Source organism: Streptomyces sp. NPDC021622 (assembly GCF_040640795.1).
Classification (GTDB): Bacteria; Actinomycetota; Actinomycetes; order Streptomycetales; family Streptomycetaceae; genus Streptomyces.
The window spans coordinates 132,995-159,470 of record NZ_JBFACK010000008.1 but is presented as its reverse complement, the minus strand read 5'-3'; the positions used below and the strand labels follow the sequence as shown (position 1 = coordinate 159,470).

At 70.2% G+C, this 26,476-nt stretch carries 23 protein-coding genes; 12 read left to right on the top strand and 11 right to left on the bottom strand.

Annotated elements, in window-relative coordinates:
* Positions 1-42 precede the first annotated feature (42 nt).
* From AB0G47_RS18040 to AB0G47_RS18025, 4 genes are all read left to right on the top strand, one after another.
* The gene (locus tag AB0G47_RS18040; protein ID WP_360770850.1) at positions 43-1,695 is read left to right on the top strand and encodes a penicillin-binding transpeptidase domain-containing protein; all 1,653 of its coding nucleotides are present in this window, start codon (positions 43-45) and stop codon (positions 1,693-1,695) included.
* Positions 1,696-1,776: 81 nt separating this feature from the next.
* Complete coding sequence (locus AB0G47_RS18035) at positions 1,777-2,274, top strand: YbaK/EbsC family protein (protein WP_360770401.1); 498 nt, start codon at positions 1,777-1,779, stop codon at positions 2,272-2,274.
* On the top strand, positions 2,271-3,122 hold the full coding sequence (locus tag AB0G47_RS18030; RefSeq protein WP_360770398.1) for a DMT family transporter: 852 nt from the start codon (positions 2,271-2,273) through the stop codon (positions 3,120-3,122). The genes AB0G47_RS18035 and AB0G47_RS18030 overlap by 4 nt, the downstream gene beginning before the upstream one ends.
* Before the next feature lie 660 nt (positions 3,123-3,782).
* Entirely contained in the window at positions 3,783-4,820 is a 1,038-nt protein-coding gene (locus tag AB0G47_RS18025; RefSeq protein ID WP_360770395.1) for a hypothetical protein, read from the top strand.
* Here AB0G47_RS18025 and AB0G47_RS18020 read toward each other — a convergent pair.
* The 7 genes from AB0G47_RS18020 to AB0G47_RS17990 all read right to left on the bottom strand — a co-directional run bounded on the left by AB0G47_RS18020 (position 4,778) and on the right by AB0G47_RS17990 (position 10,583).
* The gene (locus AB0G47_RS18020) at positions 4,778-5,083 is read right to left on the bottom strand and encodes a transposase (protein ID WP_360770392.1); all 306 of its coding nucleotides are present in this window, start codon (positions 5,081-5,083) and stop codon (positions 4,778-4,780) included. The two genes, AB0G47_RS18025 and AB0G47_RS18020, sit on opposite strands and share 43 nt — an antisense overlap.
* A 543-nt stretch (positions 5,084-5,626) precedes the next feature.
* Complete coding sequence (locus AB0G47_RS18015; RefSeq protein ID WP_360770847.1) at positions 5,627-6,793, bottom strand: serine hydrolase domain-containing protein; 1,167 nt, start codon at positions 6,791-6,793, stop codon at positions 5,627-5,629.
* A 65-nt stretch (positions 6,794-6,858) separates the two neighbouring features.
* Positions 6,859-7,305, bottom strand: a complete 447-nt coding sequence (locus AB0G47_RS18010; RefSeq protein ID WP_360770844.1) for an organic hydroperoxide resistance protein — start codon at positions 7,303-7,305, stop codon at positions 6,859-6,861.
* 150 nt (positions 7,306-7,455) lie between these two features.
* On the bottom strand, positions 7,456-7,938 hold the full coding sequence (locus tag AB0G47_RS18005) for a MarR family transcriptional regulator (RefSeq protein ID WP_360770389.1): 483 nt from the start codon (positions 7,936-7,938) through the stop codon (positions 7,456-7,458).
* Between the two features lie 35 nt (positions 7,939-7,973).
* Positions 7,974-8,777, bottom strand: coding sequence for an ABC transporter ATP-binding protein (locus tag AB0G47_RS18000; RefSeq protein ID WP_360770386.1), 804 nt, complete (start codon positions 8,775-8,777; stop codon positions 7,974-7,976).
* The gene (gene cbiQ / locus AB0G47_RS17995; protein WP_360770383.1) at positions 8,765-9,526 is read right to left on the bottom strand and encodes a cobalt ECF transporter T component CbiQ; all 762 of its coding nucleotides are present in this window, start codon (positions 9,524-9,526) and stop codon (positions 8,765-8,767) included. Before cbiQ ends, AB0G47_RS18000 begins: the two co-directional genes overlap by 13 nt.
* 1 nt (position 9,527) lies before the next feature.
* The gene (locus AB0G47_RS17990) at positions 9,528-10,583 is read right to left on the bottom strand and encodes an energy-coupling factor ABC transporter permease (protein WP_360770380.1); all 1,056 of its coding nucleotides are present in this window, start codon (positions 10,581-10,583) and stop codon (positions 9,528-9,530) included.
* A gap of 206 nt (positions 10,584-10,789) precedes the next feature.
* Here AB0G47_RS17990 and AB0G47_RS17985 point away from each other — a divergent pair, with 206 nt between their 5' ends.
* The gene (locus AB0G47_RS17985; protein ID WP_360770377.1) at positions 10,790-11,131 is read left to right on the top strand and encodes an SsgA family sporulation/cell division regulator; all 342 of its coding nucleotides are present in this window, start codon (positions 10,790-10,792) and stop codon (positions 11,129-11,131) included.
* Between the two features lie 27 nt (positions 11,132-11,158).
* Here AB0G47_RS17985 and AB0G47_RS17980 read toward each other — a convergent pair whose 3' ends face one another.
* Complete coding sequence (locus AB0G47_RS17980) at positions 11,159-13,384, bottom strand: MMPL family transporter (RefSeq protein WP_360770375.1); 2,226 nt, start codon at positions 13,382-13,384, stop codon at positions 11,159-11,161.
* Positions 13,385-13,517: 133 nt separating this feature from the next.
* Complete coding sequence (locus AB0G47_RS17975; protein ID WP_360770372.1) at positions 13,518-14,108, bottom strand: TetR/AcrR family transcriptional regulator; 591 nt, start codon at positions 14,106-14,108, stop codon at positions 13,518-13,520.
* Positions 14,109-14,267: 159 nt separating this feature from the next.
* Here AB0G47_RS17975 and AB0G47_RS17970 point away from each other — a divergent pair, with 159 nt between their 5' ends.
* The 3 genes from AB0G47_RS17970 to AB0G47_RS17960 all read left to right on the top strand — a co-directional run bounded on the left by AB0G47_RS17970 (position 14,268) and on the right by AB0G47_RS17960 (position 19,067).
* Positions 14,268-17,546, top strand: a complete 3,279-nt coding sequence (locus AB0G47_RS17970) for a S41 family peptidase (protein ID WP_360770369.1) — start codon at positions 14,268-14,270, stop codon at positions 17,544-17,546.
* Between the two features lie 122 nt (positions 17,547-17,668).
* The gene (locus AB0G47_RS17965) at positions 17,669-17,875 is read left to right on the top strand and encodes a hypothetical protein (protein WP_360770366.1); all 207 of its coding nucleotides are present in this window, start codon (positions 17,669-17,671) and stop codon (positions 17,873-17,875) included.
* A 169-nt stretch (positions 17,876-18,044) separates the two neighbouring features.
* Positions 18,045-19,067 carry a DUF6528 family protein gene (locus AB0G47_RS17960; protein WP_360770363.1) on the top strand — a complete coding sequence of 341 codons (1,023 nt, stop codon included), beginning with the start codon at positions 18,045-18,047 and terminating at the stop codon, positions 19,065-19,067.
* Between the two features lie 15 nt (positions 19,068-19,082).
* Here the strand turns inward: AB0G47_RS17960 and AB0G47_RS17955 are convergent, their stop codons facing one another.
* Positions 19,083-19,721 carry a MerR family transcriptional regulator gene (locus tag AB0G47_RS17955; protein WP_360770843.1) on the bottom strand — a complete coding sequence of 213 codons (639 nt, stop codon included), beginning with the start codon at positions 19,719-19,721 and terminating at the stop codon, positions 19,083-19,085.
* A gap of 175 nt (positions 19,722-19,896) precedes the next feature.
* On the opposite strand from AB0G47_RS17955, the gene AB0G47_RS17950 reads away from it, so the two are divergent.
* From AB0G47_RS17950 to AB0G47_RS17935, 4 genes are all read left to right on the top strand, one after another.
* Positions 19,897-21,552 carry an NAD(P)/FAD-dependent oxidoreductase gene (locus AB0G47_RS17950; RefSeq protein ID WP_360770360.1) on the top strand — a complete coding sequence of 552 codons (1,656 nt, stop codon included), beginning with the start codon at positions 19,897-19,899 and terminating at the stop codon, positions 21,550-21,552.
* On the top strand, positions 21,549-22,550 hold the full coding sequence (locus tag AB0G47_RS17945; RefSeq protein ID WP_360770358.1) for an alpha/beta hydrolase: 1,002 nt from the start codon (positions 21,549-21,551) through the stop codon (positions 22,548-22,550). Before AB0G47_RS17950 ends, AB0G47_RS17945 begins: the two co-directional genes overlap by 4 nt.
* A complete protein-coding gene (locus AB0G47_RS17940; protein ID WP_360770355.1) occupies positions 22,547-23,422 on the top strand; it encodes an SDR family oxidoreductase in 876 nt (291 codons plus the stop codon). Before AB0G47_RS17945 ends, AB0G47_RS17940 begins: the two co-directional genes overlap by 4 nt.
* A 185-nt stretch (positions 23,423-23,607) precedes the next feature.
* Positions 23,608-24,945, top strand: a complete 1,338-nt coding sequence (locus AB0G47_RS17935) for a recombinase family protein (RefSeq protein WP_360770353.1) — start codon at positions 23,608-23,610, stop codon at positions 24,943-24,945.
* A 48-nt stretch (positions 24,946-24,993) separates the two neighbouring features.
* Here AB0G47_RS17935 and AB0G47_RS17930 read toward each other — a convergent pair whose 3' ends face one another.
* Complete coding sequence (locus AB0G47_RS17930; protein WP_360770351.1) at positions 24,994-25,797, bottom strand: exodeoxyribonuclease III; 804 nt, start codon at positions 25,795-25,797, stop codon at positions 24,994-24,996.
* Between the last annotated feature and the right edge of the window lie 679 nt (positions 25,798-26,476).

Genomic DNA, 26,476 nt, shown 5'->3' with positions numbered 1-26,476 from the left:
AGCATCACGGGTACCACCGGCGCGAAGAAGGTGCACCCGGGCGTGCTCGGCGGCGCCGCCGCTGTGGTCGTGTGCGGTCTTGGCTTCGCCGCGTACAGCCTGATCGGCGGCGGCTCGTCCCGTGAGGGCGGCGGCCCGACGGTCGACGAGAAGCCGGTGGCCGCGGGCCCGCCGACGGCGGCCGAGATCCGCGCCACCACCCAGGGTTTCCTCACCGCGTGGGAGAAGGGCGACGTGGCGGGTGCCGCCGCGCTCACCGACGACCGGGCGGCGGCGAAGACCGCGCTCACCGCGTACGCCAAGGACTCCCACCTCACGAAGGTGAAGCTGACGCCGGGCAAGCGGGCGGGCGCGAAGCTGCCGTTCTCGGTCACGTCCACGGTCTCGTACGAGGGAAAGACCAAGCCCTTCGCGTACGGCTCCGAGCTCACCGTCGTGCGAAGAAAGCACGACGGCAAGACACTCATCGGCTGGCAGCCCTCCGTCGTCCACCCCGAGCTGAAGGAGGGCGACCGCCTGGTCACCGGCGAGGCCGGCGACCCGCCGATCAAGGCGGTCGACCGGGACGGCGCGGAGCTGACGGCGAAGAAGTACCCCTCCCTCGGCACGGTGCTCGACTCCCTGCGCGAGAAGTACGGCGAGAAGGCGGGCGGCACTGCGGGCGTCGAGCTGCGCGTCGTACGCAAGGGCAGCGCGAAGGCGGCCGAGAAGTCGGCGACGACGAAGGACGACGCGAAGGCGACCCCCGACAAGACGCTGCTCACGCTCTCGCCGGGCACGCCGGGCACGCTGAAGACGACGATCGACGCGTCGCTCCAGTCGGCGGCCGAGAAGGAGACCGCGAAGCGGAAGCAGGCGTCGGTGGTCCTGGTGAAGCCCAGCACGGGCGAGATCCTGGCGGCGGCGAACTCGAAGCCGGCCGGCTTCAACATCGCCTTCCAGGGGTCGCTGGCCCCCGGCTCGACGATGAAGGTGGTGACGTCCTCGCTCCTCCTGGAGAAGAAGCTCGCGGGAGTGGACAAGAAGCACCCCTGCCCGAAGTACGTGACGTACGGCGGCTGGAAGTTCCAGAACGACGACAAGTTCGAGATCAAGGACGGCACGTTCCGCGCGAGCTTCGCCCGTTCCTGCAACACGGCTTTCATCAGCCAGGCCAAGAAGCTTCAGAACGACTCCCTGACCAAGCAGGCCCAGGAGGTCTTCGGGCTCGGCCGCGACAACTGGTCGATCGGCGTCCCGTCCTTCGACGGCGGCATCCCGGTGCAGAGCGACGCGCAGATGGGGGCGTCGCTGATCGGTCAGGGCGGGGTCCGCATGAACCCGCTCAACATGGCGTCGGTGGCGGCCACGGTGAAGTCGGGCACCTTCAAGCAGCCGTACCTGGTCTCGCCGGACGTCGACAACCGCACGCTGGCGACGGCACCGCGCAAGATGTCGGGCGCGACGGTGGGGGCGCTGCGTGACCTGATGCACTACACGGCGGTGGCCGGGACCGCGGTCGAGCCCATGTCCGGGCTCGGCTCCGACACGGGCGCGAAGACCGGCTCCGCGGAGGTCGACGGCCAGAAGAAGCCGAACGGCTGGTTCACGGCGTACCGCGGGGACCTGGCCGCGGGCGCGGTGGTCCAGGAGGGCGGCCACGGCGGCGAATCGGCGGGACCGCTGGTGCGGGCGATGTTCTTGGCGGGGCAGTAGCCGAGCTCTCTCCGGGGCCTGCCGTCCGGTATGCGGATACCTGGTCGCGTGCCCCGTACACCGACCGCTAGCGTGCCGGGCATGAGCGCTACCGAATCCCCCGCACACCCCCGTTTCGCCGCGGCCCTGAGCGAGCTGGGCCTCGCCGACCTCGTCGGCGACATCCGCCGCTTCCCGGACCAGACCCGTACCGCGCAGGAGGCCGCAGCCGCGATCGGCTGCGAGCTGAGCCAGATCTGCAAGTCGCTGATCTTCGCGGCGGACGGCGTCCCGGTCCTGGTCCTGATGGACGGGGCGTCGCGCGTCGATCTGGAGCTCGTACGCCGGGAGTTGGGCGCGGAGAAGGTGACGCGCGCGAAGGCGGACATCGTCCGGGAGACGACGGGGTACGCGATCGGCGGCGTACCCCCCTTCGGCCACGTGACGAAGACCCGGGTCCTCGCCGACCGCTCGCTCCTCGGCCACGACGTGGTGTGGGCGGCGGCGGGCACCCCGTACGCGGTCTTCCCCATGGCGCCCAAGGATCTGATCGCCCACGCGAACGGCACCCTGGTGGACGTGCGCGAGCTCGGCGAATGACCCCGCTGGTCGCGGCGGCGGTCCTGCTGGCCGCCGTCACGCACGCCAGTTGGAACGCGATCGCCCACCACATCACGGACAAGCTGCTCGGCTTCACCCTGATATCCGGCGGCGGGATGCTGATCGGCCTGCTCCTGGCCCCGTTCGTCGCGATACCGGCGGCAGGGGCCTGGCCCTACCTCGTCCTCTCCGCGGCGATCCACGTCGGCTACATGGCCCTCCTGATGCGGTCGTTCAAGCTCGGCGACTTCGGCCAGGCGTATCCGATCGCGCGCGGGACGGCGCCGCTGGTGGTGACCGTCCTCGCGGCGGTCTTCGCGGGCGAGATCCCGGACGGCTGGCAGGCGGCCGGGGTCGCGGTGTCGTGCGCGGGCCTGACGGGCCTCGCCCTGTGGGGCATCCGAGGCTCGGGCCGCCGTCCCAACTGGGCGGCGATAGGCGCGGCGCTGGCTACGGGGGTCTCCATCGCGGCGTACACGGTGGTGGACGGACTCGGCGTCCGGGCGTCCGGCTCCTCGATGGGTTACATCGCGTGGCTGATGATCCTTGAGGGCGTCGCGATTCCGGTGTACGCGGCGTATCGCTGGCGCGGTGAACTGCCGGGCCGCCTGCGCCCGTTCGCCGGGGTCGGCCTCCTGGGCGCTGCGCTGTCCGTCTCCGCGTACGGCCTGGTCCTCTGGGCCCAGACAAAGGCGGACCTGGCGCCGATTTCCGCGCTCCGGGAGTCGTCGATCATCGTGGGCGCGGCAATCGGGGCGGTGTTCTTCAAGGAACGCTTCGGGGCGCCTCGCCTTGTGGCGGCGGGCCTGATGGTGGCGGGGATCGGCTTGATGCTGCACGCGGGGTGAGGGGGGCGGGCTGGGGCTGCGCCTTCGGCGGCACTTTCCCCAATCCCGCCCCTTCACGAAATTCCGACTTCGTCGGGCTCATGGCTCGCTCGATCACCGGCTCCGCCGAGTTCGTCCTCAATCGCCGGACGGGCTGAAATACCTGCGGCGGGGCTGACAGACGCGCCGCTAAGGAGGTGATCCTCCATGCTCCGCAGACTCCGCCGACGCGATCTGTCCTCGGCTGCCCGACGGCCCAATCACCGAGACGTGAGCCATGCGGCGAGCCCGCTTCCTTGGGCTTTGCCATGAGCCCATCGAACGGCACACCCAGCGAAAAATCATTGCCGGTGTGCGCGATAAACATTGCCGTCTTCAGCAATGTTGCCGGATGCCCTGGCTGACGAGTGCTTGGAGGCGCCCTCATTCCCCGCAGACCCCGCCCCCTTGCTCCGTCCCCGGCTGCCCGAACTCACCACGAACGGACGCTGCCGGGCCCACGAGGGAATCCTCAAAGACCGCCGTCAAAGAGGGCGTGATCGTGCCTCGTGCGACGCTCGCCGAACCAGACTGGACGGTGGTGTTCGACGCATCGTGTGTGCGTCGCCCGCATCGACCAGGCAGCGCGCGACCTGTCCGAGCGCGGCTCACGGCGTCCGCCGAAAACATGACCGTGAAGCAGTGGGCTCAAGGACCGGTGCGGGTGGGGGAATAGGCTGCCCCCGGCCCAAGGAAGTGAGGGAGCAGGCTATGGCCCGACAAAATGGAGCCCGCAGTGGAATTGAACTCAACTGGACGCTGCGAACAGAGATCGACCTGCCGTGTCCGGGCGACGGCAGCGCTTACCGAGAACTGGCCGAACCCTGGTTCACGGCTGCGCTCACCGCACTCGCGGGGCCGCTGCAGGCGGAGTTCACGCCTGACGCGGACTTCTCCGGCCGTGCTGTCGCGCTCAGCCGCGGAGAAGCAGCGCCCGGACAACTGTGGGCGACCCTGGTGGTGCTGGAACCGACCAAGCGGCGGCAGAAACCATACGAGGTCCCCTGGTCCCCGAAGAACTGGAGCGCCTTTCTGCGGGATCTGGAAAGCATGCCCGGTCAAGCGACGGTGGTCCTCAGGGCCATCGGCTCCGACGGCCATCCCGACTGGCCGTGCCTCGACGTGTCCGTGGTCAGGGACCGCGACACCCCGGAAGTTGTCTCACTCGTCGCTTCTCGCACCACGGAGGAATTCGCCGACCCGGGCGCCCGGAGCGAGGCACAGGCCCGCTGGATCGATTTCTTCCGTACTCAGGTGCACCGGCACGAGGACATCCTGTACGGAAGCATCGCGGACGACGCCGAAGATGTGACAGGAAGGACCGCACTCGAGGTCGACCTCGGACTGCTGCTCGAGGACACTTTCCCTGGCTTGGGCACCGTCCTGCGGGGATACGCGTGGTGGACGGTCTGTCCCCCGGGTGTTGTGTCGGCACTCGGCGGTGTCGAAGCCCTCCGAGCCAGCGGGGCCTTCCACGAGGTGGAGCCGCTGCCTGGCGGAGGGGCCTCGCTACGGGCGACTCAAAACGTGTGGGACTACGGTGAGGAACGGGTACGGGCGGTCTTCCGCACGTTGGCGCCCGCCCTGCCCGAGGGGAAACCGGTCAAGGGGTTCTCCTCGGACACTCCCAGGCTGGTCTACGAGGACGCGGCAGACCACCGAGGAGTGAGCCGCTGCTGAGGTTCTCGATTCTGGGTGACGTCATGGAGGGCCGGGATGAGTCCGGCCTCGGTGCTGAAGCCATCGAGCAGGTCGGGCTGGTACTGCATGCGTTTCAAGCGGGTGCGGGCCGGCGCAGCGAGTTCGTCGATGCTGCGCGGGGCGAGGTTGCCCAGGCTGTTCTTCAGATGTGCCCAGACGCCCTCGGCCGGGTTGAGGTCGGGTGCGTAGGCGGGGAAGCAGAAGACGGGCAGCCATTGTCGGGCGGCGATCAGCTCGCGCATCGCGGCGGCCGTGGTGCACCAGCATCCGGAAGATGAGCCGGTAGCGATGGCCGGGCCTGCGGCAGACCAGACCGGCCAGCGAGATCCGTCCCGATCCCGCGGCCCGAACGGTGACACGGGGCGTGTGGCCGCGCCGGGACCAGGTCCGTGCCTTCGGCGGCGTGGACTACCTATAAAGCTACCCAGGGGCCCCCTTCGGCCCGTCCACGTTCGCCGCTGTCGGGGTGCCTGCGTGACGAGCGAGGGACTGGCTGGCGCAGCGCCTGTCGTGACGGTGGCGATGCGCATCAAGTGCAAGAAGAACACCAGCGCGCCTGTGGCTGTCCGCTGGATTCAAAGCACGAGCGGACCCGGAACCACGCTGTACGCCTGCCCCGAGTGCGCCCCTGAGCTCGGAGCCGGACCAACCCCCCGACGACGAGATCCCCACCCCGTAGTCAGAGACGCAGGTAAGAGCACGTCCCGCCTGGTCAGATGCCGGGCGGGACAGACCATCTGCTTACGAACAGCGGGAAGGGGCGGGGTTGGGGAAGGAAAACGCCCCTACACCAGCCCCCGCAGGGCCCGCACAAGCCCCTGTGCCCGGGGATCCGCCGTAACCCCCTTGTTCATCCCGTTCGTCACGTACCCGAACGCCACCCCCGACTCCGGGTCCGCGAAGCCCAGCGCGCCACCCCGCCCGGGGTGCCCGAACGAACCGGGACCCAGCAGCGGCGACGCCCCGCCATGGAGCATGTAGCCAAGGCCGAAGCGGGTGTTGACGACGAGGACTCGGTCCGCCCCCGCGGACTCCTCCGCGCGCGCCAGCGCCACCGTCGAGGGAGTGAACAGCCGCTCCCCGCCCTCGACTTCACCGATCAGGGAGGCGTAGAAGCGCGCCAGGGACGACGCCGTGGCGATGCCGTTGGACGCGGGAAGGACCGCCGCCCGGTACGCCGGGTCGTTCTCGTCCGGGGACGGGTCGATCGCGCCGAACGCCCGCTGGGTGAGGGAATCCGGATCCGCGTACGCCTCGGCGACGTTCCGCCGCGGGCGGACGCGAAGACCACCGGGAGCCTCAGGCGGCGAGATGCGGCCGACCCGGCCGACCCGTTCCGCTTCCCCTTCGGGGAGGCCTATCCAGAGGTCGAGGCCCAGCGGCCGGGATATCTCGGAGGCCACCCACTCCCCGATCGACCGCCCCGTCACCCGCCGCACCAGCTCACCGGTCAGCCAGCTGTACGTCTGCGCGTGATAGCCGTGGTCGGTCCCCGGCTCCCACGCGGGCGCCTGCGCGGCGACCGCGTCCGCCGCGGCGTCGGGGTCCGCCGCCTCCGCAGGAGTCAGCGGGCGGTCGAGGACCGGCACCCCCGCCCGGTGCGACAGCAGGTGCCTGACCAGCGTCCGCTCCTTGCCGTGCGCCTTGAACTCGGGCCAGTAGGAGCCGACCGGCGCGTCCAGGTCAAGCTCGCCGCGCTGGTGGAGCAGGAGCAGGACGGCGGCCGCGACCCCCTTCGTCGCCGAGCGGACGATCTGCGCGGTGCCCCGCTCCCAGGGAGCACCCGTCGCTCCCCCGTCGACGTCCTTCGTGCCGCCCCAGAGGGCCACGACCGGCCGCCCGTCGCGGTAGACCGTGACCGCCGCCCCCTGCTCACCGAGCTCGGCGAAGTTGCGCACGAAGGCGTCCCGCACCGGCTCGAAGCCCTCGGCCACCGTGCCCTCGATCACCACGTCGCTCTCCTCATCCACATAGTGCGTCCGTGGATGCAACAGAGACACGGCCCGCCGGATTCCGGCTAGCTCAGCACGATGGAGACGTCGATGTTCCCGCGCGTCGCGTTCGAGTACGGGCAGACCTGGTGCGCCGCCCCCACCAGGCGCCCCGCGAGCTCCTGGTCGACCAGCGGCAGCGAGACGTTGAGCGCGACCGCGAGGCCGTAGCCCTGCTGCCGGTTGGGGCCGATGCCGACCTTCGCGGCGACGGTGGAGCCGGTCAGGTCGTAGCCCGCGCGGCGGCCCACCAGGACGAGCGCATTGTGGAAGCAGGCGCTGTAGCCCGCCGCGAAGAGCTGCTCGGGATTGGTGCCGCGGCCGTCGCCGCCGAGCGCCGGCGGCATCGCGACCTGCAGGTCGAGCTGCCCGTCCTGGCTGGTGACGTAGCCGTCACGGCCGCCGTGCGCGGTGGCCTCGGCAACGTACATGATCTTCGTCGGACGGCTGTCGGCGATGGTGCCTTCGGTCATCGTGCCGTCGGTCATGGTTCGACCTCACCCGGGGAGAGAGAAGCAGGAGGAAGGAAAAAGGAACGTGGACGAGTACATCGTGCACAACCTATCGACCACGCGAACGCCCTTATTACCCGGGGGTAGCAACCGCGGGTAACCCCGCCCGGCTCACGGCCGACGCGCCGCGAGACCCTCGGCCCGCTCCACGAGCCGCCACAACTCGCCCCGCAGCCGCGCCACTTCGTCCCCCTTGAGCCCGGCCCCCGAAAGCAGCGCCTGCGGCACGGCCGCAGCCCGTGACCGCAGGTCGGCGCCCTGCTCGGTCACGTGCACAAGCACCGAGCGCTCGTCGTGCGCCGCCCGCTCGCGCCGCAGCAGCCCCGCGGCCTCAAGCCGTTTCAGGAGCGGCGAGACCGTCCCGTAGTCGAGGTGCAGCGCGGCGGCGAGTTCCTTGACGGGGATCTCGCCGCGCTCCCAGAGCACCAGCATGACCAGGTACTGGGGGTAGGTGAGCCCCAGCTCGTCGAGGACCGGACGGTACGCGGACGTCACCGCGCGCTGTGCCGCGTACAGCGCGAAGCACAGCTGGTCGTCGATGAGCAGCGATCCGGCCGCAGCGGCGCCGGTCCCCTCGGGGGCCTGGTTCGTCACGCCTCCATTGTCACGGACCGGAGGTCGCCGAATTGTCACGGACCGGAGGTCGCCGACGGCACGGACTTCGGGTCGAACCCGAAGGGCAGCTCCAGGCGGTGCGCGCCCATCAGGGCCTCGTCGCCGAGCAGCTCGCCCGTCGGGCCGTCCGCCGCGATCACGCCGTCGCTGAGGATGAGGGCGCGGGGGCAGAGTTCGAGGGCGTACGGAAGATCGTGCGTCACCATCAGGACCGTCACGTCCAACGACCGCAGGATGTCGGCCAGTTCGCGGCGCGATGCCGGGTCCAGGTTGGAGGAGGGCTCGTCCAGGACCAGGATCTCCGGCTCCATCGCGAGGACCGTCGCCACCGCGACCCGCCTGCGCTGGCCGAAGGAGAGGTGGTGCGGCGGGCGGTCGGCGAACTCCGCCATGCCGACCTGGGACAGGGCCTTCTGTACGCGGGCCTCGAGCTCGGGGCCGCGCATCCCGGCCGCCGCGGGGCCGAACGCCACGTCCTCCCGCACCGTCGGCATGAACAGCTGGTCGTCCGGGTCCTGGAAGACGATGCCGACCCGGCGCCTGATCTCCGCCATGTGCTTCTTGCCGACGGGCAGGCCGGCCACGGCGACCGTGCCCGCGCCGCCGGTCAGGATGCCGTTCAGGTGCAGGACGAGGGTCGTCTTGCCCGCGCCGTTCGGGCCGAGCAGGGCGACCCGCTCGCCGCGGCCGATCGTCATGTCGACGCCGAAGAGCGCCTGGTGCCCGTCGGGGTAGGCGAAGGCGAGGCCGGAGACCTCAAGAGAAGGGGCCTGAGAAGAAGGGACCTCAGGAGAAGGGGCAGTGCTCACAGCGTCCATCCCAACAGACATACGACAAGTGCGGAGAACGGAAGGGCCAGCGCGTACGTCCACTGCGTGCGCGAGGCGGTCACCTCGTCGATGACCGGCATCGAACCGGCGTACCCCCTGCTGACCATCGCCAGATGCACCCGCTCGCCCCGCTCGTAGGAGCGGATGAAGAGCGCGCCCGCGGATTTGGCCAGGACCCCCCACTGGCGTACGCCCCGCGCCTCGAAGCCGCGCGACTCGCGGGCGATCTTCATGCGGCGCATCTCGTCCGTGATCACGTCCCCGTACCGGATCATGAACGAGGCGATCTGGACGAGCAGCGGCGGCAGCTTCAGGCGCTGGAGGCCGAGCAGGAGTTCGCGCAGTTCGGTGGTGGAGGCGAGGATCACGGAAGCCGCGACGCCGAGGGTGCCCTTGGCCAGGACATTCCAGGCACCCCACAGCCCGTTCACGCTCAGCGAGAGACCCAGTACGTCGATGCGCTCGCCCTCCGCCACGAACGGCATGAGCACCGCGAACGCCACGAACGGCACCTCGATGAGCAGCCGCTTCAGGAGGAACCCCGCAGGGATGCGGGCCGCGTACGCCACCACGCCGAGCAGCACCGCGTACAGCGCGAACGCCCACATCGCCTCGCGCGGCGTGGAGACGACCACGACCACGAAGGCGAAGACCGCCGCCAGCTTGGTGTGCGGCGGCAGCGCGTGCACCGGCGAGTGGCCGTGCCGGTAGAGCCGGTGGGCGTGGCCCGCGCCCATGTCAGGCCTTCTCGGTGACGGAGGCGGTGGATGCGGGGTCGGTGTCCGACGTACGACGACGCCGCAGCGTCCAGAAGACCGCCGAGCCCGCGACGACGGTGGCGCCGACGCCGATCACGCCCGCGAGGCCGCCGGAGAGGCGGGCGTCGGCGATGTCCTTGACGCCGTAGTCGGCGAGCGGCGATTCGGCGGTGGCGTGCTCTTCGGTCTTCTTGTCGATGCCCTTGTCGGCGGCGACCTTCTCCAGGCCGTCGGGGTTCGCGGAGGCGTAGAAGCTGACGAAGCCGGCGAGGACGAGGGACGTGACGAGGCCGGCGATCCACACCTTGCGGTGGGAGCGGGCGGCCACCGGGACGGCGGCCGGTTCGGCGTCGACGAGTTCGCCGCCGACGCGGAGCTTGAGCTTCTGCGTCAGGCCTCGGGCGCCGTACACCAGGTCGGGGCGTACGGCGATGACGGCGCCGACGGTGAGCGCGGTGATCGCGGCCTCGCCGATGCCGATGAGGACGTGCACGCCGACCATGGCGGTGGCGACCTTGCCGATGGAGACGTCGGTTGTGCCGCCGATGGCGTAGAGGAACGTGAAGGCGAGCGCGGCCGCGGGCACGGAGAGCAGCGCGGCGATGAACGACGAGACGGTGACGGAGCGGCGGGTGCGCGGGAGCACCTTCACCAGGCCCCGGAAGACGAGATAGGCGACGACGGTCGTGACGATCGCCATGTCCGTGATGTTCACGCCGAGCGCGGTCAGGCCGCCGTCCGCGAAAAGGACCCCCTGCATGAGGAGTACGACGGACACACACAGGACACCCGTGAAGGGGCCGACGAGTATCGCGGCGAGCGCGCCGCCGAGGAGGTGTCCGCTGGTGCCGGCGGCCACGGGAAAGTTCAGCATCTGCACGGCGAAGATGAAGGCCGCGACAAGGCCCGCGAGCGGGGCGGTCCGCTCGTCCAGCTCACGCCGGGCGCCCTTGAGGCTGACGGCGACCGCGCCGGCGGCGACGACCCCGGTGACCGCGGAGACGGGGGCGTCGATGAATCCGTCGGGGACATGCATGCGGGCGCTCCTGGGCAGGACACGGGGGAGGAGGACGGAAGGCAGAGCGGATCGCTCGTGAACCGTTCAATGATAGTGCCCTGTTGCGAACGCTTTGCAAGAGCGCTGAATACCCAACTATCCCGGAGCATCCTGGAGCAATAGCCAGAAAATATGGGACATTAGAGGGCATAAAGGAAGCAGAAGTGAAGGCGAGGAGTCTGACGATGTCCGCAGTCGAGCAGTACGCACGGGCCCACATCGTCACGGACTCGGCCGACGGCCACCGCGCAGTGCCCGCCATCCTCCACTACGACCCGGAGGCCGACCCGCAGGCGATGCGGATCGACCTCCCTGGCGGCCACGCGTGGACCTTCGAGCGCCGGCTCGTCGAAGAGGGCCTGCTTGCCCCGGTCACCGACGGTGACGTACGCGTCTGGCCCTGCGGCCGGGTGCAAGTGGTCGTGGAGTTCCACTCGCCGGAGGGGGTGGAAGTCGTGCAGTTCGACTCGGTGGTGCTGCTCCGCTTCCTGCGCCGCACCTACGCCGCCGCTCCCGTCCCGCACTGAGCACTGAGCACTGAGCACTGAGCGGGCTCAGGCGCGGGCAAGCTCCCGGTCACCGTCCGCGGCCTTGTCCGCCACGTCGCGCAGCCCCTCGCCCTCCACATCCACATTCGGCAGCGCCCGGTCCAGCCACCTCGGCAGCCACCACGCCTTCCTGCCAAGGAGCGCGAGCACCGCCGGGACCAGGGCCATCCGCACGATGAACGCGTCGAAGAAGACCGCGATCGCCAGGCCGAAGCCGATCATCTTCACCATCTGCTCGCTCGAACCGATGAAGCCGGCGAAGACCGCGATCATGATGACTGCTGCCGCCGAGACCACCCTCGCCCCGTGCCGGAAGCCCGTCACGATCGCCTCGCCGGGGCGCTCCCCGTGGACGTACGCCTCTCGCATGCGGGTCACGAGGAAGACCTCGTAGTCCATCGCGAGGCCGAAGACGACGCCCACCATGAAGATCGGCATCATCGACATGATCGGGCCCGTCTGCTCCACGCCGAAGAGCGAGCCGAGCCAGCCCCACTGGAAGACCGCGACGACCGCGCCCAGGGCCGCGAGGACCGAGAGCAGGAAGCCGATGGCCGCCTTGAGCGGGACCAGGATCGAGCGGAAGACGACGATCAGGAGGAGGAAGGCGAGGCCGACGACCAGGGCCAGGTAGGGCAGCAGGGCGTCGTTCAGCTTCTCCGAGACGTCGATGTTCATGGCCGTCGTGCCCGTGACCATGACGTCGGCGCCGGTGTCGGACCTGATCTCGCCGCCCGCGTCACGGATCGAGTGCACGAGGCCCTCGGTCTCGGTGCCGCTCGGCTTGGAGGACGGGACGACGCTGATGATCGCCGTGTCGCCCGCCTTGTTGATCATGGGTGGAGCGACGGTCAGGACGTCGTCGAGGCCCGAGATCTTCTGGGTGATCTGCTGGGCCGCCGCCTTCGGGTCGTCCGCGCCCTTGAGGTCGGCGACCGTCATCAGCGGGCCGTTGAAGCCGGGGCCGAACCCGTCGGAGACCAGGTCGTACGCCTTGCGCTGGGTCGTGGACGTCGGCTGCGCGCCGTCGTCCGGGAGCCCGAGTTCGAGCGAGGAGACCGGGAGCGCGGCGGCGCCCAGCCCGATGATGCCGACGAGCAGCACGGCGAGCGGGCGGCGCGTGACGAAGCGGGCCCAGCGGGTGCCGAGGTTGGCCTTGGGCTCCTTGTCCAGGTCGGCGGCCTTCTTCTTGCCGCCGCCCAGCAGCCTGCTCTTCTCTCCGGTCGGCTTGACCTTCTTGCCCGCGTACCCGAGCAGCGCCGGTATCAGGGTCAGCGCGATGAGGACGGCGATGACCACCGTGCCGGCCGCCGCGAAGCCCATCTTGGTCAGCATCGGGATGTTGACGACGGCGAGGCCGACCAGGGCGATGACCACGGTGAGCCCGGCGAAGACCACGGCCGAACCAGCCGTCCCCACGGCGCGGCCCGCCGCCTCCTCGCGGTCCCGGCCGTCGGCGAGTTCGCCCCGGTAGCGGGAGACGATGAAGAGCGCGTAGTCGATGCCGACCGCGAGGCCGATCATCATGGCCAGCGTCGAAGTGGTCGTACCCAGGTCGAGCGCGTTGGCGAGCGCGGTGATCGAGGAGACGCCGATGCCCACGCCGATCAGTGCGGTCAGCAGCGGAAGCCCCGCCGCGACCAGCGAACCGAAGGTGATCACGAGGACGACGGCCGCGACCGCGATGCCGATGATCTCGGTGGCCCCGGTCTCGGGCATCGCCTGCAGCGCGTCGCCGCCGACCTCGACCGTGAGCCCGGACTCGCGGGCGTCGTCGGTGGTCTTCTCAAGGGCGTCACGGCTCTCGTCGGTCAGCTCCATCGAGGTGACCTTGTACGAGACGGACGAGTACGCCGTGGAGCCGTCCTTGCTGACGGTCTTGGCCCGGAACGGATCGGCGGCCGAAGCGACCTCGTCCGAGCCGGACTTGAGGGCGGCGACGGTCTTCTGGACCTCGGCCTTGTTGGCCGGGTCGGTGACCTTCTCGCCGTCCGGCGCCTTGAAGACGACCCGGGCGCTCGCGCCGTCGGCGCTGGCCTCGGGCACCCGCTCGTCGAGCAGGTCGAAGGCCTTCTGGGCCTCCGTGCCGGGGATGGAGAAGGAACTGGAGGCGGCGGTCGGCGCGGACGCCGCGCCGACTCCGGCGAGGGTCAGGAGCGCCACCCAGATCAGGGCGACGAAGTGCCGTCGCCTGAAGGCGAGTCGGCCGAGTTTATAGAGGAACGTGGCCACGAGGGCGTACTCCCGGTCAGTCGTGGGGTCAGCAGGGCAGGGGGGATCAGCCCGACGACGTAGGGGGCACCTCCCATGCCCTTAAGGCAATGGGGGAGGTGACGTCAGGAAGGGGGCTGTGAAAGGGAGTTGGTCAGACGCCGAGGGCGGGGAGGATCACGGCGTCGACATAGGAGGTGAGGAAGGCACGGTCGACCGTGCGGTCCTCGATCAGGTCACGGGCGACGAAACCGCCGACCAGCATGTGGATGACGTAGTCCAACGCCGGGTTGTCCGCGGCCACTTCGCCGCGGTCCACCGCTCTGCGCAGCATCGCGTTCAGGCCGGTGATCTCCGGCTCGATGAGCAACTGCCGCATCGCCTGGTGGAGTTCGGGGTTGTCGTGGACGGCGTGGAACAGGCCCCGCATCAGCGCGGCGTCCCGCTCCATCTGACAGTCGTCCGAGCGGGCCGTCATCGCGCGGAAGTCGCCGCGCAGGGACCCCGTGTCGATGTCCTCGATGGACACCGGCTTGTTGTGCCGCAGCGCCCTGGCGATCAGCTCCGGCTTGCTCCCCCACTGGCGGTAGAGGGTGGCCTTGCTGGACCGGGTGCGGGCGGCGATGGCGTCCATGGTGAGCGCCTCGTACCCGACTTCGCGGAGCAGATCGAGCACGGCCGCGTACAGCTCGGCCTCGCGCTCGGGCGTGATCCGGCTGCGCCGCGCCGTTGCCGCCTCAACCATGATCCCTCCACTCCTTATCGAAACTGTTTCGTACGCCATGACTGTACCCCCAGCCTTAGCGAAACGAAACCGTTTCGTACGTGTGCTGGGTCACGCGCGCCCTCCGCCGGGCCGCGTGTACGAGTTGCCGCGCCCTGCGCACCGGAAAAGCATGGTGAGGTGACCGACGCGCGCGACGACACCCATGCCGACCCCGCCTACCTGCGGTTTCCGCACCTCAGCGGCGACCGTCTCTGTTTCGCGACCGAGGACGACCTCTGGGTGGCCCCACTGGCCACGGACGGCGCCCCGGCCGGCCGCGCCTGGCGGGTCACCGCCGACCGCACCAAGGTGAGCCACCCGCGCTTCTCGCCGGACGGCCGCCACATCGCGTACACGACATGGCGCAGCCTCGACCCGGAGATCCATCTCGCCCCGGTGGACGGCGGTCCTTCGCGCAGACTCACCTATTGGGGGAGCACCGACACCCGCGTCTGCGGCTGGTCCCCCGACGGCGACATCCTCGCCGTCTCCTCGCACGGCCAGCCCTTCTCCTACTTCTGCTGGGCCTACAGCGTGCCGACCGACGGCTCGCCCGGCCGCCGGCTGCCCTGGGGGCCCGTCCACGACATCGCGGTCACCGACATCGACGGCGAGCGCAAGACGCTGCTCCTGACCGGGCGGCCGCCGCACGAACCGGCCGCGTGGAAGCGCTACCGGGGCGGCGCGACGGGCCGCATGTGGATGCACGGCGAGCACATCCTCGCCGACATCGACGGGCAGCTCGACACCCCGATGTTCGTCGGGGGCCGGATCGCCTTCCTCTCCGACCACGAGGGCGTGGGCAACCTCTACTCCTGCCTGCCCGACGGCTCCGGCCTGCGGCGGCACACCGACCACGACGCGTTCTACGCCCGGCACGCGTCCAGCGACGGCACCCGCGTCGTCTACCAGTGCGCGGGCGACATCTGGCTGGTCGACGACCTCTCGGCGGACTCCGAGCCGCGCCGCCTGGACGTACGGCTCGGCGGGCCGCGCACCGGGCGGCGGGTCTACCAGGTCCCGGCCGCGCAGAACGTCGACGCGCTCTCCGTGGACACGACAGGCCGGGCCAGCGCCGTCGTCGTACGCGGCAGCCTGTACTGGCTCACCCACCGGGACGGGCCCGCCCGCACCATCATCGACACCCCCGGCGTACGCGTCCGGCTCCCGGAGATGCTCGGCACCGGCGGGCAGGTCGCGTACGTCACCGACGCCGATGGCGAGGACGCCGTCGAGATCGCCTATCTGCCGCGCGCCAGCGGCGACCGCGAGCCGCGCAGGCTGGCGAGCGGGGAGCTCGGCCGCGTCCAGGAGATGGTGTCCGACCCGGACGGGGAGCGGCTGGCCATCGCGTCGAACGACGGGCGGCTCCTCCTCATTGACGCCACCGAGGAATCCAACGGCGAGGTCACCGAGCTGATCCGCTCCGTCAACGGGCCCGTGCGCGATCTCGCCTTCTCCCCCGACGGCGCCTGGCTGACCTGGTCCCACCCCGGCATCGGCCGCACCCTGCGGCAGATCAAGATGGCCCGTATCGAAGGTCCGGGCGCCCGCGCGATCGTCGACGTCACCAACGGCCGCTTCGAGGACGAGAACCCCGTCTTCACGCGCGACGGCCGCTATCTCGCATTCCTCTCCTGGCGCGGCTTCGACCCCGTCTACGACGTGCACACCGGCGACCTCTCCTTCCCGCTCGGCTGCCGCCCCTACCTCGTCCCGCTGTCGTCGGCGACCCCGTCCCCCTTCGCGCTCTCCCCCGACGGCCGTCCCGCCGCGGGCGGGCTCGACCCGGCCGAGGAAGGCGAGGGGGAGGGCACCACCACCGTGGAGGTCGAGGGCCTGGAGAACAGGGTCACGCCGTTCCCCGTCACGGCATCCAAGTACTCCGCGCTCCAGCCCGTCAGCGGCGGCGGCCTCGTCTGGCTACGCTGGCCGATCTCGGGTGCGCTCGGCGAGACCTTCGCCAACCCGGCCGACACCTCGGGGCGCCCCACCCTCGAATACTTCAACATCTCCAAGGCCAAGAAGTCCCAACTCGTCGAGCATCTCGACTGGTTCGCGGTCAGCGCCGACGGAACGCGTCTCGTCGTGGTCGACGAGGGCGACCTCAGCGCCGTGCCCTCCACCGAATCCGGGGACAGCGACACCACCGTCTGGATCGACCTGCGCCGCATCCTGCACGAGGTCGACCCGCCCGCCGAGTGGCGCCAGGCCTACGACGAGGCGGGCCGCATCATCCGCTCCTACTTCTGGGAGCCGGACATGTGCGGGATCGACTGGGACGGGGTGCTCGCGCAATACCGCCCCCTCGTCCAACGCGTGGCGTCGCCCGACGAGTTCGCCGATCTGCTCCGCGAGGTCCTTGGCGAGCTGGGCACTTCTCACGCGTACGTCACCGCGGCGCGCCGCAACGAGGGGCCGCCGCACTATCAGCGCGCGATGGGCCTGCTGGGCGCCAATCTGGTCTGCCGGGACGGCAGTTGGACGGTCAAGCGGATCCTGCCCGGCGACTCGTCCGACTCCAAGGCGCGCTCGCCGCTGGCCGGTGCGGGGATCCGCGCGGGCGCCGTCCTCACGCACATCGACGGCCGCCCGGTCGACCCGGTCGCCGGGCCCTGGCCGCTGCTCGCGGCCGCGGGCGGCACGACCGTGGAGCTGACGTTCCAGCCGGCGGAGGGCGAGGGGCGCGCGCGGCGCGTCGCGATCGTCCCGCTGGTCAACGAACGGCCCCTGCGCTACCAGGACTGGGTGGCCAAACGGCGCGAAGTCGTACGGGAGTTGAGCGGCGGCAAGTGCGGCTATCTGCACATCCCCGACATGGGCGGCTCAGGCTGGGCACAGTTCAACAGGGACCTGCGCCTGGAGGTGTCCCGGCCCGCCCTGATCGTGGACGTACGCGGCAACGCGGGCGGCCACATCAGCGAACTGGTCATCGAGAATCTGACACGCAAGATCCTGGGCTGGGACCTGACGCGGAACGCCCAGCCGGTGTCGTACGCGTCGAACGCGCCGCGCGGCCCCGTGGTGGCCCTGGCCGACGAAGCGACATCCTCCGACGGCGACATGATCACGGCGGCGTTCAAGCTGCTCGGCCTCGGCCCCGTGGTGGGGCAGCGCACCTGGGGCGGTGTGGTGGGCATGACCGGGCGGCACCGGCTCGGTGACGGGACGGTCATCACGGTGCCGATGAACGCGGGCTGGTTCGACGCGTACGGCTGGTCCGTGGAGAACCACGGCGTCGAGCCGGACCTGGACGTCCTGCGCACCCCCCTGGACTGGGCGGAGGGGCGGCACGCCCAGCTCGACGACGCGGTCGGCCTCGCGCTCGACCTCCTCGACCGGCAGCCGGCGGCGACTCCGCCGGGCTACGAGGACGTGCCGGACCGACGCCGTCCGAAGCTGCCGCCGCGGGAGTAGCGGGGCTGGCGGGGCTCTTCTCCGGTGTGGTCACTGTCCGTTGTTGATCGAAATGCGTGCAATGTTCCACCGTGTCAGTCTGGTCGAGGCCCTTCCAACCTCACCCTCTAGGAGTGAACCGCATGGGCATCAAGGACCAGTTCCAGGACAAGGCTCAGGACCTCGCCGACAAGGCGAAGGGCGCCATGGGAGGCGAGCAGGACGAGGCGAGCGAGCGAGCGTCGCAGGCGCGGGAGCAGTCGAGGGAGCGCGGCCAGCAGGACCTTGACGAGACGCAGCGGGCGGCGCAGGAGCAACAGGACAAGTTCAACCAGGACTACGACGCCTGACGCTGCGGACGCTTGAACGGCAGGGCCCACCCGGAGGCACCGGGTGGGCCCTGCCGCGTACGCCATGTGCCGCGACACGTGACGCGGCATGGCGGAATACGGGGCACGTACCTGACAATGGCGCGGCAACGGCCCAACTTTCCGTCACGTGGGGGACTTCATGTCCGGGATGCCGTCTCGTCGGGGTGTGCTGCTAGGTGCCGTGGGTGCCGGGATCGGTGTCGGCCTCGGGGTGGACACGGGGGCCGCCGTCACGGCCGATGGGGGCGACGCGCCCAGAGGCACGCCGCCCGTCCTGCTGACCGAGCAGGCGAGCAGGCGGATCCTCGTGCTCGACCCGAAGCGGCAGGTCTGGGACCCGGCCACCGATCCGTCTTCCGTGCTGTGGGCGTTCTCGCCGCTGGGTGACGCGCACTACAAGGACCTGCGGCCCGACGCCAGTTGGGTGTATCCGAGCGAGTCGAAGGTACGGCGCGTGGGCGGGCGCACCTACGTCCTGACGACCGCGTCCTTCGGGTTCATCGCCGTCGTCGACTACCCCTCGGGGCGCCGCTACTGGGGCACGGCGATCGGCCCCGGCGACGATCTCTTCAATCCGCACAGCGCGGAGATCCTGCCGGACGGCAATGTCGCGGTGGCGTGCAGCACGGGGGCACTGGTGCGGCTGTACGCGGCGTCGCAGGGCCCGCGGGCCTCGCGGTACGCCGAGGCGGAGCTCAAGGGCGCGCACGGGCTGCACTGGGACGGTGCGCGTGAGGTGCTGTGGGCCATCGGGGACGACGAGTTGGTGACGTATGCCGTGGGCGGGACGCGGTCCAGGCCCACGCTGACGCGGCAGCTGACGGTCGGACTTCCGGTGGGTACGCCGGGGAAGACGCCGGGCGGGCATGATCTGTTCCCCGTGGCAGGGCGGCCGGGGCGGCTCTGGGTGACGACGAACGCGTCCGTCTTTCAGTACGACATCGCCGGGCGGGCCTTTGTGCAGGACTTTCCGGGGGCCGCGGAGATCGCCCGGAAGTCGGTGAAGGGGGTCGGCGATGATCCGCGGACCGGGCAGGTCGTCAGCACCGTCCCCGAGAGCGGGCTCGGGGAGACGTGGTGGACGACGAAGGTGACTGTGCATCAGCCTTCGAGTTCGTACACCTTGGTCAACGGCGGTATTTACAAGGCGCGTTGGTTCCTGCCGCGGTAGGCAAGTGGGCTGGTGTCAGTCCGGCTTCTCTGAGGCCAGGCGGCGGTCCATGGCCATCGACAGTTCCGCCTCCACCACGCTCTTCGCCAGCGGGCGCAACCGGTCGATGTTCTTGTCGCCCGCCTCGGGCGGTGTGTTGTCGCGGATGATCGTCACGAACAACTCCGCGAGCGCGTCCGCGTGTTCGCGTACCCGCTGGCCCGCCTCCAGGACCGTGGCCAGCGGGATGCCCTCGCGGACCAGGGCCGATGACACGTCCAGGAGGCGGCGGCTGACGTGCACGAGTTCGTCGCCGTCGGTGGCCAGATAGCCGAGGTCCAGGGCCGCGGCCAGGTTCTCGGGGGTGACTTCGCCGGCGAAGTGGTCGGCCAGATCCTCGGGGGTGAGGCGGACCGGGGTCTCCTCGGTGGGGGCGCCCATGCCGAGGAGTTCGCCGACGTCGCGGCCGTTCTCGAAGGCCTCCGCCAGTTCCGCGATGCCGCTCAGGGTGTGGCCGCGGTCCAGGAGTGCTGCGATCGTGCGGAGCCTGGCCAGGTGGTGGTCGTCGTACCAGGCGATACGGCCCTCGCGGCGGGGCGGTGGGATAAGGCCGCGCTCACGGTAGAAGCGCACGGTGCGCACTGTGATGCCGGCCGCCCTGGCCAGCTCCTCCATGCGGTACTCGCGTGTCTCTGCCACGGCAGCAGCCTATGCCGTGTGGATCGGGCGGGTGTTCTACCGGCGGTAACTCCTCCCGTCCAACCCCTACCCATGAGTACGTCACTGTTCTAGTCTCCCCATTGCGCCAGTGGTCACTGGCAGAGTCAGCGGCAGTTCGGGAGGCGGCGGCATGGCCGAGCACGAGCGCGCGCGGGAGCGCGAACACGAGCATGTGAGGGTGGCGGTCATCGGGTCCGGCTTCGGCGGCCTGGGCGCGGCCGTCCGGCTGCGCCGCGAGGGCATCACCGACTTCGTCGTCCTGGAGCGGGCCGGCGCGGTCGGCGGCACCTGGCGGGACAACAGCTATCCGGGCTGCGCGTGCGACGTGCCCTCGCATCTGTACTCGTTCTCCTTCGCTCCCAACCCCGACTGGCCGCGGACCTTCTCCGGCCAGGAGCACATCTGGGAATACCTGGAACGGGTCGCCGACACCTTCCGGCTGCGCTCGCACATCCGCCTCAACACCGAGGTGGAGCTGCTCCGTTGGGATGCCGAACAGCTTTGGTGGGTGATCGAGACCAGCAACGGGACGCTCACCGCCGACGTCGTCGTCTCCGCCACCGGGCCGCTCTCCGACCCCAAGCTGCCGGACATCCCCGGCCTCGACACCTTCGAGGGCAAGGTCTTCCACTCCGCGCGCTGGGACCACGACTACGACCTGCGCGGCAAGCGCGTCGCGATGGTCGGCACCGGCGCGTCCGCCATCCAGATCGTGCCCGCCATCCAGCGCGAGGTCGGCAGGCTGACCCTCTTCCAGCGCACCCCGCCGTGGGTGATGCCGCGCATGGACCGCGCCATCACCGGCGCCGAGCGCTGGCTGCACCGCCAGCTGCCGTTCACCACGCACGCCAGGCGCGGCATCCTGTGGGGGATCAGGGAGCTGCAGGTCCAGGCGTTCACCAAGCGGCCGAACGAGCTCGGCGCGGTCGAGCAGCTCGCCAAGCGGAACATCCGCCGGGCGATCAAGGACCCGGAGCTGCGGGCCAGGCTGACACCGACGTACCGCATCGGCTGCAAGCGGATCCTGCTGTCCAACACGTACTACCCGGCGCTCGCACGGCCCAACGTCGACGTCGTCGCCAGCGGTCTGAGCGAGGTGCGCGGCAACACCGTCGTCGCCGCCGACGGCACCGAGGCCGAGGTCGACGCGATCATCTTCGGTACGGGATTCCATGTGACGGACATGCCGATCGCCGACCGCGTGGTCGGCGCCGACGGCGGGACGATGATGGAGTCCTGGAAGGACGGGATGAAGTCGCTGCGCGGCGCGACCGCGGCGGGATTCCCCAACTTCATGACGATCATCGGCCCGAACACCGGTCTCGGGAACTCCTCGATGATCCTGATGATCGAGTCCCAGCTGAACTATCTCGCCGACTACATGCGGCAGTTGACTCTGCTTTCTTCCTCTGGTCCCGGAGGCCGCGCCGCGCTCGCCGCGCGGACCGGCGCCGTGCAGGCCTGGAACGACAAGGTGCAGCGGCGGATGGAGCGCACCGTGTGGAACACCGGCGGCTGCAACAGCTGGTACCTCGACGCGAACGGCGTGAACACGACGATCTGGCCGGGGACGACGACCGAGTTCCGCAATGCCACGCGGCAGGTGGATCTCGCGGAGTACGAGGTGCTGCGGCTGCCCAGGGCGGACGCGGTGCCGGAGCCGCGTACGGGGACGGCGACGGGCAAGGGCGAGGGCAAGGGCGAGGGCAAGGGCGAGGGCAAGGGCGAGGGCAAGGGCGAGGGCAAGGCGCGTACGAGCAAGAAGGTCGAGGTGGCCGGGGCATGAGCCGACTCACGCATGTGACGAGCGGGCCGTTCGCGCCGCCTCCCGCGGCGCGGGAACTGACCGCCGTGTCGGCGGACGGCGCGCGGCTGCACGTCGAGGTGCACGGGCCCGACAGTGCGCCCGCCGTGGTGCTCGCGCACGGGTGGACCTGCTCGACCGCCTTCTGGGCGGCGCAGATACGTGACCTGGCGGTCGACCACCGGGTGATCGCGTACGACCAGCGGGGACACGGGCGCAGTGCCGCGCCGGCCGGCCTGGAGGGGTACAGCACGACGGCGCTCGCCGACGACCTGGAGGCGGTGCTCGCGGCGACGCTGGAACCGGGGGAGCGGGCGCTGCTCGCCGGGCACTCCATGGGCGGCATGACGATGATGGCCGCCAGTACGCGGCCCGGGTTCCGGGAGCACGCGGGGGCCGTTCTGCTGTGCAGCACCGGCAGTTCGCGGCTCGTCGCCGAGTCGACGGTGGTGCCGATGAGGGCCGGGCGGGTGCGGACGCGGGTGACGCGGTCGGTGCTCGGGGCGAAGGCGCCGCTCGGTCCTGTCACCGGGATGGCCCGGCGGATCCTCAAGTACGCCACGATGGGCGCCGGTTCGTCGCCGGACCGGGTGGACGCGTGCGCGCGGATCGTGCACGCCTGCCCGCGGGTCGTGCGCTACCGCTGGTCGCATGTGCTAGCCGAGCTGCAACTAGACGCGGGGATCCTTGAGTTGACGGCGCCCACCGCCGTCATCGCGGGCACGTCCGACCGTCTGACGCCGGTCGCGCACGCGCGGCGTATCGCGGCGATGCTGCCGGACTCGCTCGGGCTGACCGAGCTGGCGGGGATAGGCCATATGACGCCGATCGAGGCGCCGGAGGCGGTGACGGCGCGGATACGGGAACTTGTGGAGACGTACGTGGTGCAGGTGGACGAGCCGCAGGTCGGGACCGGGGTCGAGGCCGGGGCCGGGACCGGGGCCGAGATCGCGATCGAGATCGAGGGGAGCAGCGCATGAGCAAGGTCAGCCTGGAGGGACAGGTCGCGGTCGTCACGGGAGCGGCGCGGGGCGTGGGTGAACTGCTCGCCCGCAAGCTGTCGGCGCGGGGCGCGAAGATCGCCCTTGTCGGCCTCGAGCCGGACGAGCTGAAGCAGGTCGCGGGGCGGCTGCACACCGAGGCCGAGGCGTGGCACGTGGATGTGACGGACCACGTCGCGATGGCGCGGGTGGCCGGGGAGGTCAAGGAGCGGTTCGGGAAGGTCGACATCGTCGTCGCCAACGCGGGGGTCGCGAGCGGCGGACCGTTCGTCGGGTCCGACCCCGACGCGTGGCGTCGCGTGATCGAAGTCAATCTCATCGGGAGCGCGGTGACGGGGCGTGCGTTCCTGCCCGTCCTGATGGAGAGCCGGGGCTATCTGCTGCAGATCGCCTCGCTGGCTGCGATCACGCCGGCGCCGATGATGACGGCGTACTGCGCGTCGAAGTCGGGAGTCGAGGCGTATGCGCATTCGCTGCGGGCGGAGGTCGGGTACAAGGGCGTGAAGGTGGGCGTCGGTTATCTGTCCTGGACGGACACGGACATGGTGCGGGGGGCCGATCAGGACGACGTGATGCGGGAGTTGCGGCAGCGGCTGCCGTGGCCGTCCAACAAGACGTACCCGCTGGGGCCTGCCGTCGACCGGATCGTCGCCGGGATCGAGCGGCGCTCCAGCCATGTGTACGCGCAGTGGTGGCTGCGGGGCATGCAGGGCATCCGTGGGTATCTGCCGGCGGTGATCGGCTCTGTCGGGCAGCGGGAGATGCGGCGCTTTGAGCCGCGGCTGGGGAGTGTTTCGACGGGGCTCGTGGGGGCGGGGGGGTCGGCGGACGAGGAGGCCCGGGGGCGGTAGCGGTTCAGCGCCCTCGCACACCCGGGGGCTCAACACCCTGCACCTGTACGGGCATTCACCCCATCGAGGCATGTTCCAGAGATCGGCGGACGCAAGCACTTTCGCAATCCGAAGGTGAGACCGAGAAGACCCCGGCGGCTGTCTCACCAGCCCCGGGGCACGGCCGACACCTCTGGAGCGTCGACATGCCCGAGCGTAGCCTTCCACCAGCGCGGGAGGCATTGCCCTCCCCGCCCGTCACCGAACAGCCGCGAGCCATCGCCGCCTTGCGTCTCAGCTGCCTCACGAGTGTCACCACATCCCCCGAGCGGCAGCGCACGGCGATTCGGCTCAGCGCCGAGCAGTTGGGCCTCACCCTGGCCGCCGAAGCCGTGGACTTCGGCGTCTCGGCCCGCAGAACGTCGCCGTTCGAGCGTCCTTCCCTGTCGGCCTGGCTCAGCCGCCCCGCCGAGTACGACGCCGTCGTCTGGTCACACGTCGACCGCGCCGTGCGTTCCGTGACGCACATGACCGAGTTGCTCAGTTGGAGTCAGCGGCACGCCCGGACACTCGTATTCGCGAACGCCGAAGCGGACCACCCCCTTGTCGTGACGCCACAGGCGGACGGCTCCACCATCCGTCGATGCCTGGACCTGGCGTACATCGCGGAGCAGGAGACCCTCACCATCTCCACTCGCCTCACCGGAAGCCACGAAGCACTGCGCGCTGCCGGTCGTTACGGAGGTGGCCTAGTCCCCTTCGGCTACCGCAAGGCACCGCACTCATCGGGCAGCGGGTGGCAACTGGCCCCCGACCCCGAGACCGCCGGTCTCGTTCGCATGATCGTGGAAGATGCGCACGCGGGTCTGTCCCTGGTCGCGATCGCACGCAAACTCAACGAGGCGGGTGTCCTGGTGCCGCGCGACCGGCACGCGCAACTGCAGGGCCGCCCGACGGGCGGGCGGCGGCACGGTCGCGACTTCGACAGGTTCCGCTGGACGTCCAGCACTCTCTGCAAAGTACTGCGCAGCCCCTCGCTGATGGGGCACCGCGTACACCGAGGGGAGACCGTACGCGACGCCGAAGGCGCTCCCGTTCTCATCGGCCCGCCCTTGCTCGGTGAGGGCGATTTCGACGCACTGCAGAGCCTGCTCCGCACACGTTCCCGGGGCAGTCACACCAGGACCCGGTCAACCGCTCTGCTCACGGGCGTCGCGCACTGCGCCGGATGCGGCGGGCGCATGTACTTCGCAGCGCGAAAGGACTCCCCGCACGGCGACTACGTATGCCGCGCGGCCTCCCGAGCCGAAACCTGTCCCGCACCCGCGGCAATGCGTTCGGACTGGCTCGATGCCTATGCGACCAACCGTTTCAGTCGGATGACAGCGACGAGCGGCAACGTGACGCGCGAGCAGCTCCTGAGCCACGGCGTTCGCGTCACCGTCGCGAAAGGCCGCCGCGGCGGCGACAGGACCAGGCTGGCCGGGCCGGCCTCGTCCCGCCTGACCTTCACTCTCGAGGAACGCCCACCGCGGGAAGGCTGAGCCCGAGCGGGGCGGTGCCGAATCGACCGGAGCGCCCCGCATGCTCTCTCACATCTCGAAGACGACCGTCACGGGAGCGTGATCCGACCACCGTTCCTCGTGACTGGCCGCCCGCTCCACGAACCCCTTGACCGCACGGTCGGCGAGCCCGGGGGTCGCGGCGACGAGATCGATCCTCCACCCTGTGTCATTGTCGAAGGCCCGCCCCCGGTACGACCACCACGAGTACGGCCCCTCGACATCCGGGTGCAGCGCGCGGACGACGTCGACATAGCCGCCGGACTCCGCGTCGAAGACCTCACCGAGCCAGGCACGCTCCTCGGGCAGGAAGCCCGAGTTCTTCTTGTTGCCCTTCCAGTTCTTGAGGTCGGCCTCCTGGTGCGCGATGTTCCAGTCGCCGCAGACGACGACCTGGCGCCCTTCGGCGGCGGCCCGCGCCTTCAGCCCCTTCAGATACGTGAGGAACTCCCCCATGAAGCGGATCTTCTCGTCCTGCCGCTCCGTGCCGACCTCGCCGGAGGGCAGATACAGGCTCGCGACCGTGACCCCGGGCAGATCGGCCTCGACGTACCGCCCGCTGCCGTCGAACTCCTGCGACCCGAATCCGATCTGCACCCGCTCCGGCTCACGGCGCGTATAGAGGGAGACACCCGCGCGCCCCTTGGCGGCGGCCGGCGCGTGCACGACATGCCAGCCCTCGGGGTCCCGCACCTCGTCCGGCAGCTGCTGCGGCTCGGCGCGCACCTCCTGCAGGCAGAGCACGTCGGCCGAGGTACCGGCGAGCCACTCGACGAAGCCCTTCTTCGCGGCGGCGCGCAGCCCGTTCACATTCACGCTGGTCACTGTGTACAAAACCCTCGCCTAACCCCTTCATGCCTTTCTCGGCCTCTTCACCCTTGGGCCAGGGGTCAGGCTCCCACACCGGATGCACCTTCACCGTGACGCCCTCGACGCCCCGGATGAATACGACGCGTCGTACGAGCTGCTTGAGCAGCGCGTTCTTCTCCCTCACGGTGAGCGTTGGCCATTCCTCGACGGTGCCGATGATCAGCGACTCATAGTCGGCGCGATGCGGTGTGGTTACGACCGCCGCGACCCGCTCAAGCGCGGCCGTCGTAGTGGCCTGCTGCTTCCGAATTCGGTCCCGTGCCTGCTCGTACTCGCCGGGCTTGAATTCGTCCGGGTCCATGGCTCGCTGCGTCCGAAGGTTCACCAACGCGGTGTCATACCTGCCCAGCTCCTCTTGCAATCGGGCTCGGTCGCGCGCTGCGTCGACTCGGGGGTCTTGCTGCTTGGGTAGCACCGGTGTGGACGGTGCTGCGTCGATACCTGGGGCTGCCTCATTGGTCAGCCACTCAAACACCTCTCGTTCGGCATCTTCTCGCTTGATCCAAACGCCCTCGCATCCGTGCGTGGCGGTGACGCCCCGCCGTCCGCATGCGTAGGAGTAACCGGGGATGGTGACATCTTCACCGTCGAGTTTGCGCACTGCTGAGTTGGCAGGTGTAGTGCCTCTACATCCGCCGCAGCG

Bases quoted from the DNA above. Each gene is read 5' to 3' on its own strand.
- AB0G47_RS17975 (WP_360770372.1), bottom strand. From the start codon at position 14,108: ATGGTTGAGGCGGCAACGGCGCGGCGCAGCCGGATCACGCCCGAGCGC.
- AB0G47_RS17955 (WP_360770843.1), bottom strand. From the start codon at position 19,721: ATGGAGGAGCTGGCCAGGGCGGCCGGCATCACAGTGCGCACCGTGCGC.
- AB0G47_RS17965 (WP_360770366.1), top strand. From the start codon at position 17,669: ATGGGCATCAAGGACCAGTTCCAGGACAAGGCTCAGGACCTCGCCGAC.
- AB0G47_RS18020 (WP_360770392.1), bottom strand. From the start codon at position 5,083: ATGCGCGAGCTGATCGCCGCCCGACAATGGCTGCCCGTCTTCTGCTTC.
- AB0G47_RS18000 (WP_360770386.1), bottom strand. From the start codon at position 8,777: ATGGACGCTGTGAGCACTGCCCCTTCTCCTGAGGTCCCTTCTTCTCAG.
- AB0G47_RS18030 (WP_360770398.1), top strand. From the start codon at position 2,271: ATGACCCCGCTGGTCGCGGCGGCGGTCCTGCTGGCCGCCGTCACGCAC.
- AB0G47_RS17960 (WP_360770363.1), top strand. From the start codon at position 18,045: ATGCCGTCTCGTCGGGGTGTGCTGCTAGGTGCCGTGGGTGCCGGGATC.
- AB0G47_RS17990 (WP_360770380.1), bottom strand. From the start codon at position 10,583: ATGCATGTCCCCGACGGATTCATCGACGCCCCCGTCTCCGCGGTCACC.
- AB0G47_RS17945 (WP_360770358.1), top strand. From the start codon at position 21,549: ATGAGCCGACTCACGCATGTGACGAGCGGGCCGTTCGCGCCGCCTCCC.
- AB0G47_RS18010 (WP_360770844.1), bottom strand. From the start codon at position 7,305: ATGACCGAAGGCACCATCGCCGACAGCCGTCCGACGAAGATCATGTAC.
- AB0G47_RS18035 (WP_360770401.1), top strand. From the start codon at position 1,777: ATGAGCGCTACCGAATCCCCCGCACACCCCCGTTTCGCCGCGGCCCTG.
- AB0G47_RS17950 (WP_360770360.1), top strand. From the start codon at position 19,897: ATGGCCGAGCACGAGCGCGCGCGGGAGCGCGAACACGAGCATGTGAGG.
- AB0G47_RS17940 (WP_360770355.1), top strand. From the start codon at position 22,547: ATGAGCAAGGTCAGCCTGGAGGGACAGGTCGCGGTCGTCACGGGAGCG.
- cbiQ (WP_360770383.1), bottom strand. From the start codon at position 9,526: ATGGGCGCGGGCCACGCCCACCGGCTCTACCGGCACGGCCACTCGCCG.
- AB0G47_RS17935 (WP_360770353.1), top strand. From the start codon at position 23,608: ATGCCCGAGCGTAGCCTTCCACCAGCGCGGGAGGCATTGCCCTCCCCG.
- AB0G47_RS17985 (WP_360770377.1), top strand. From the start codon at position 10,790: ATGTCCGCAGTCGAGCAGTACGCACGGGCCCACATCGTCACGGACTCG.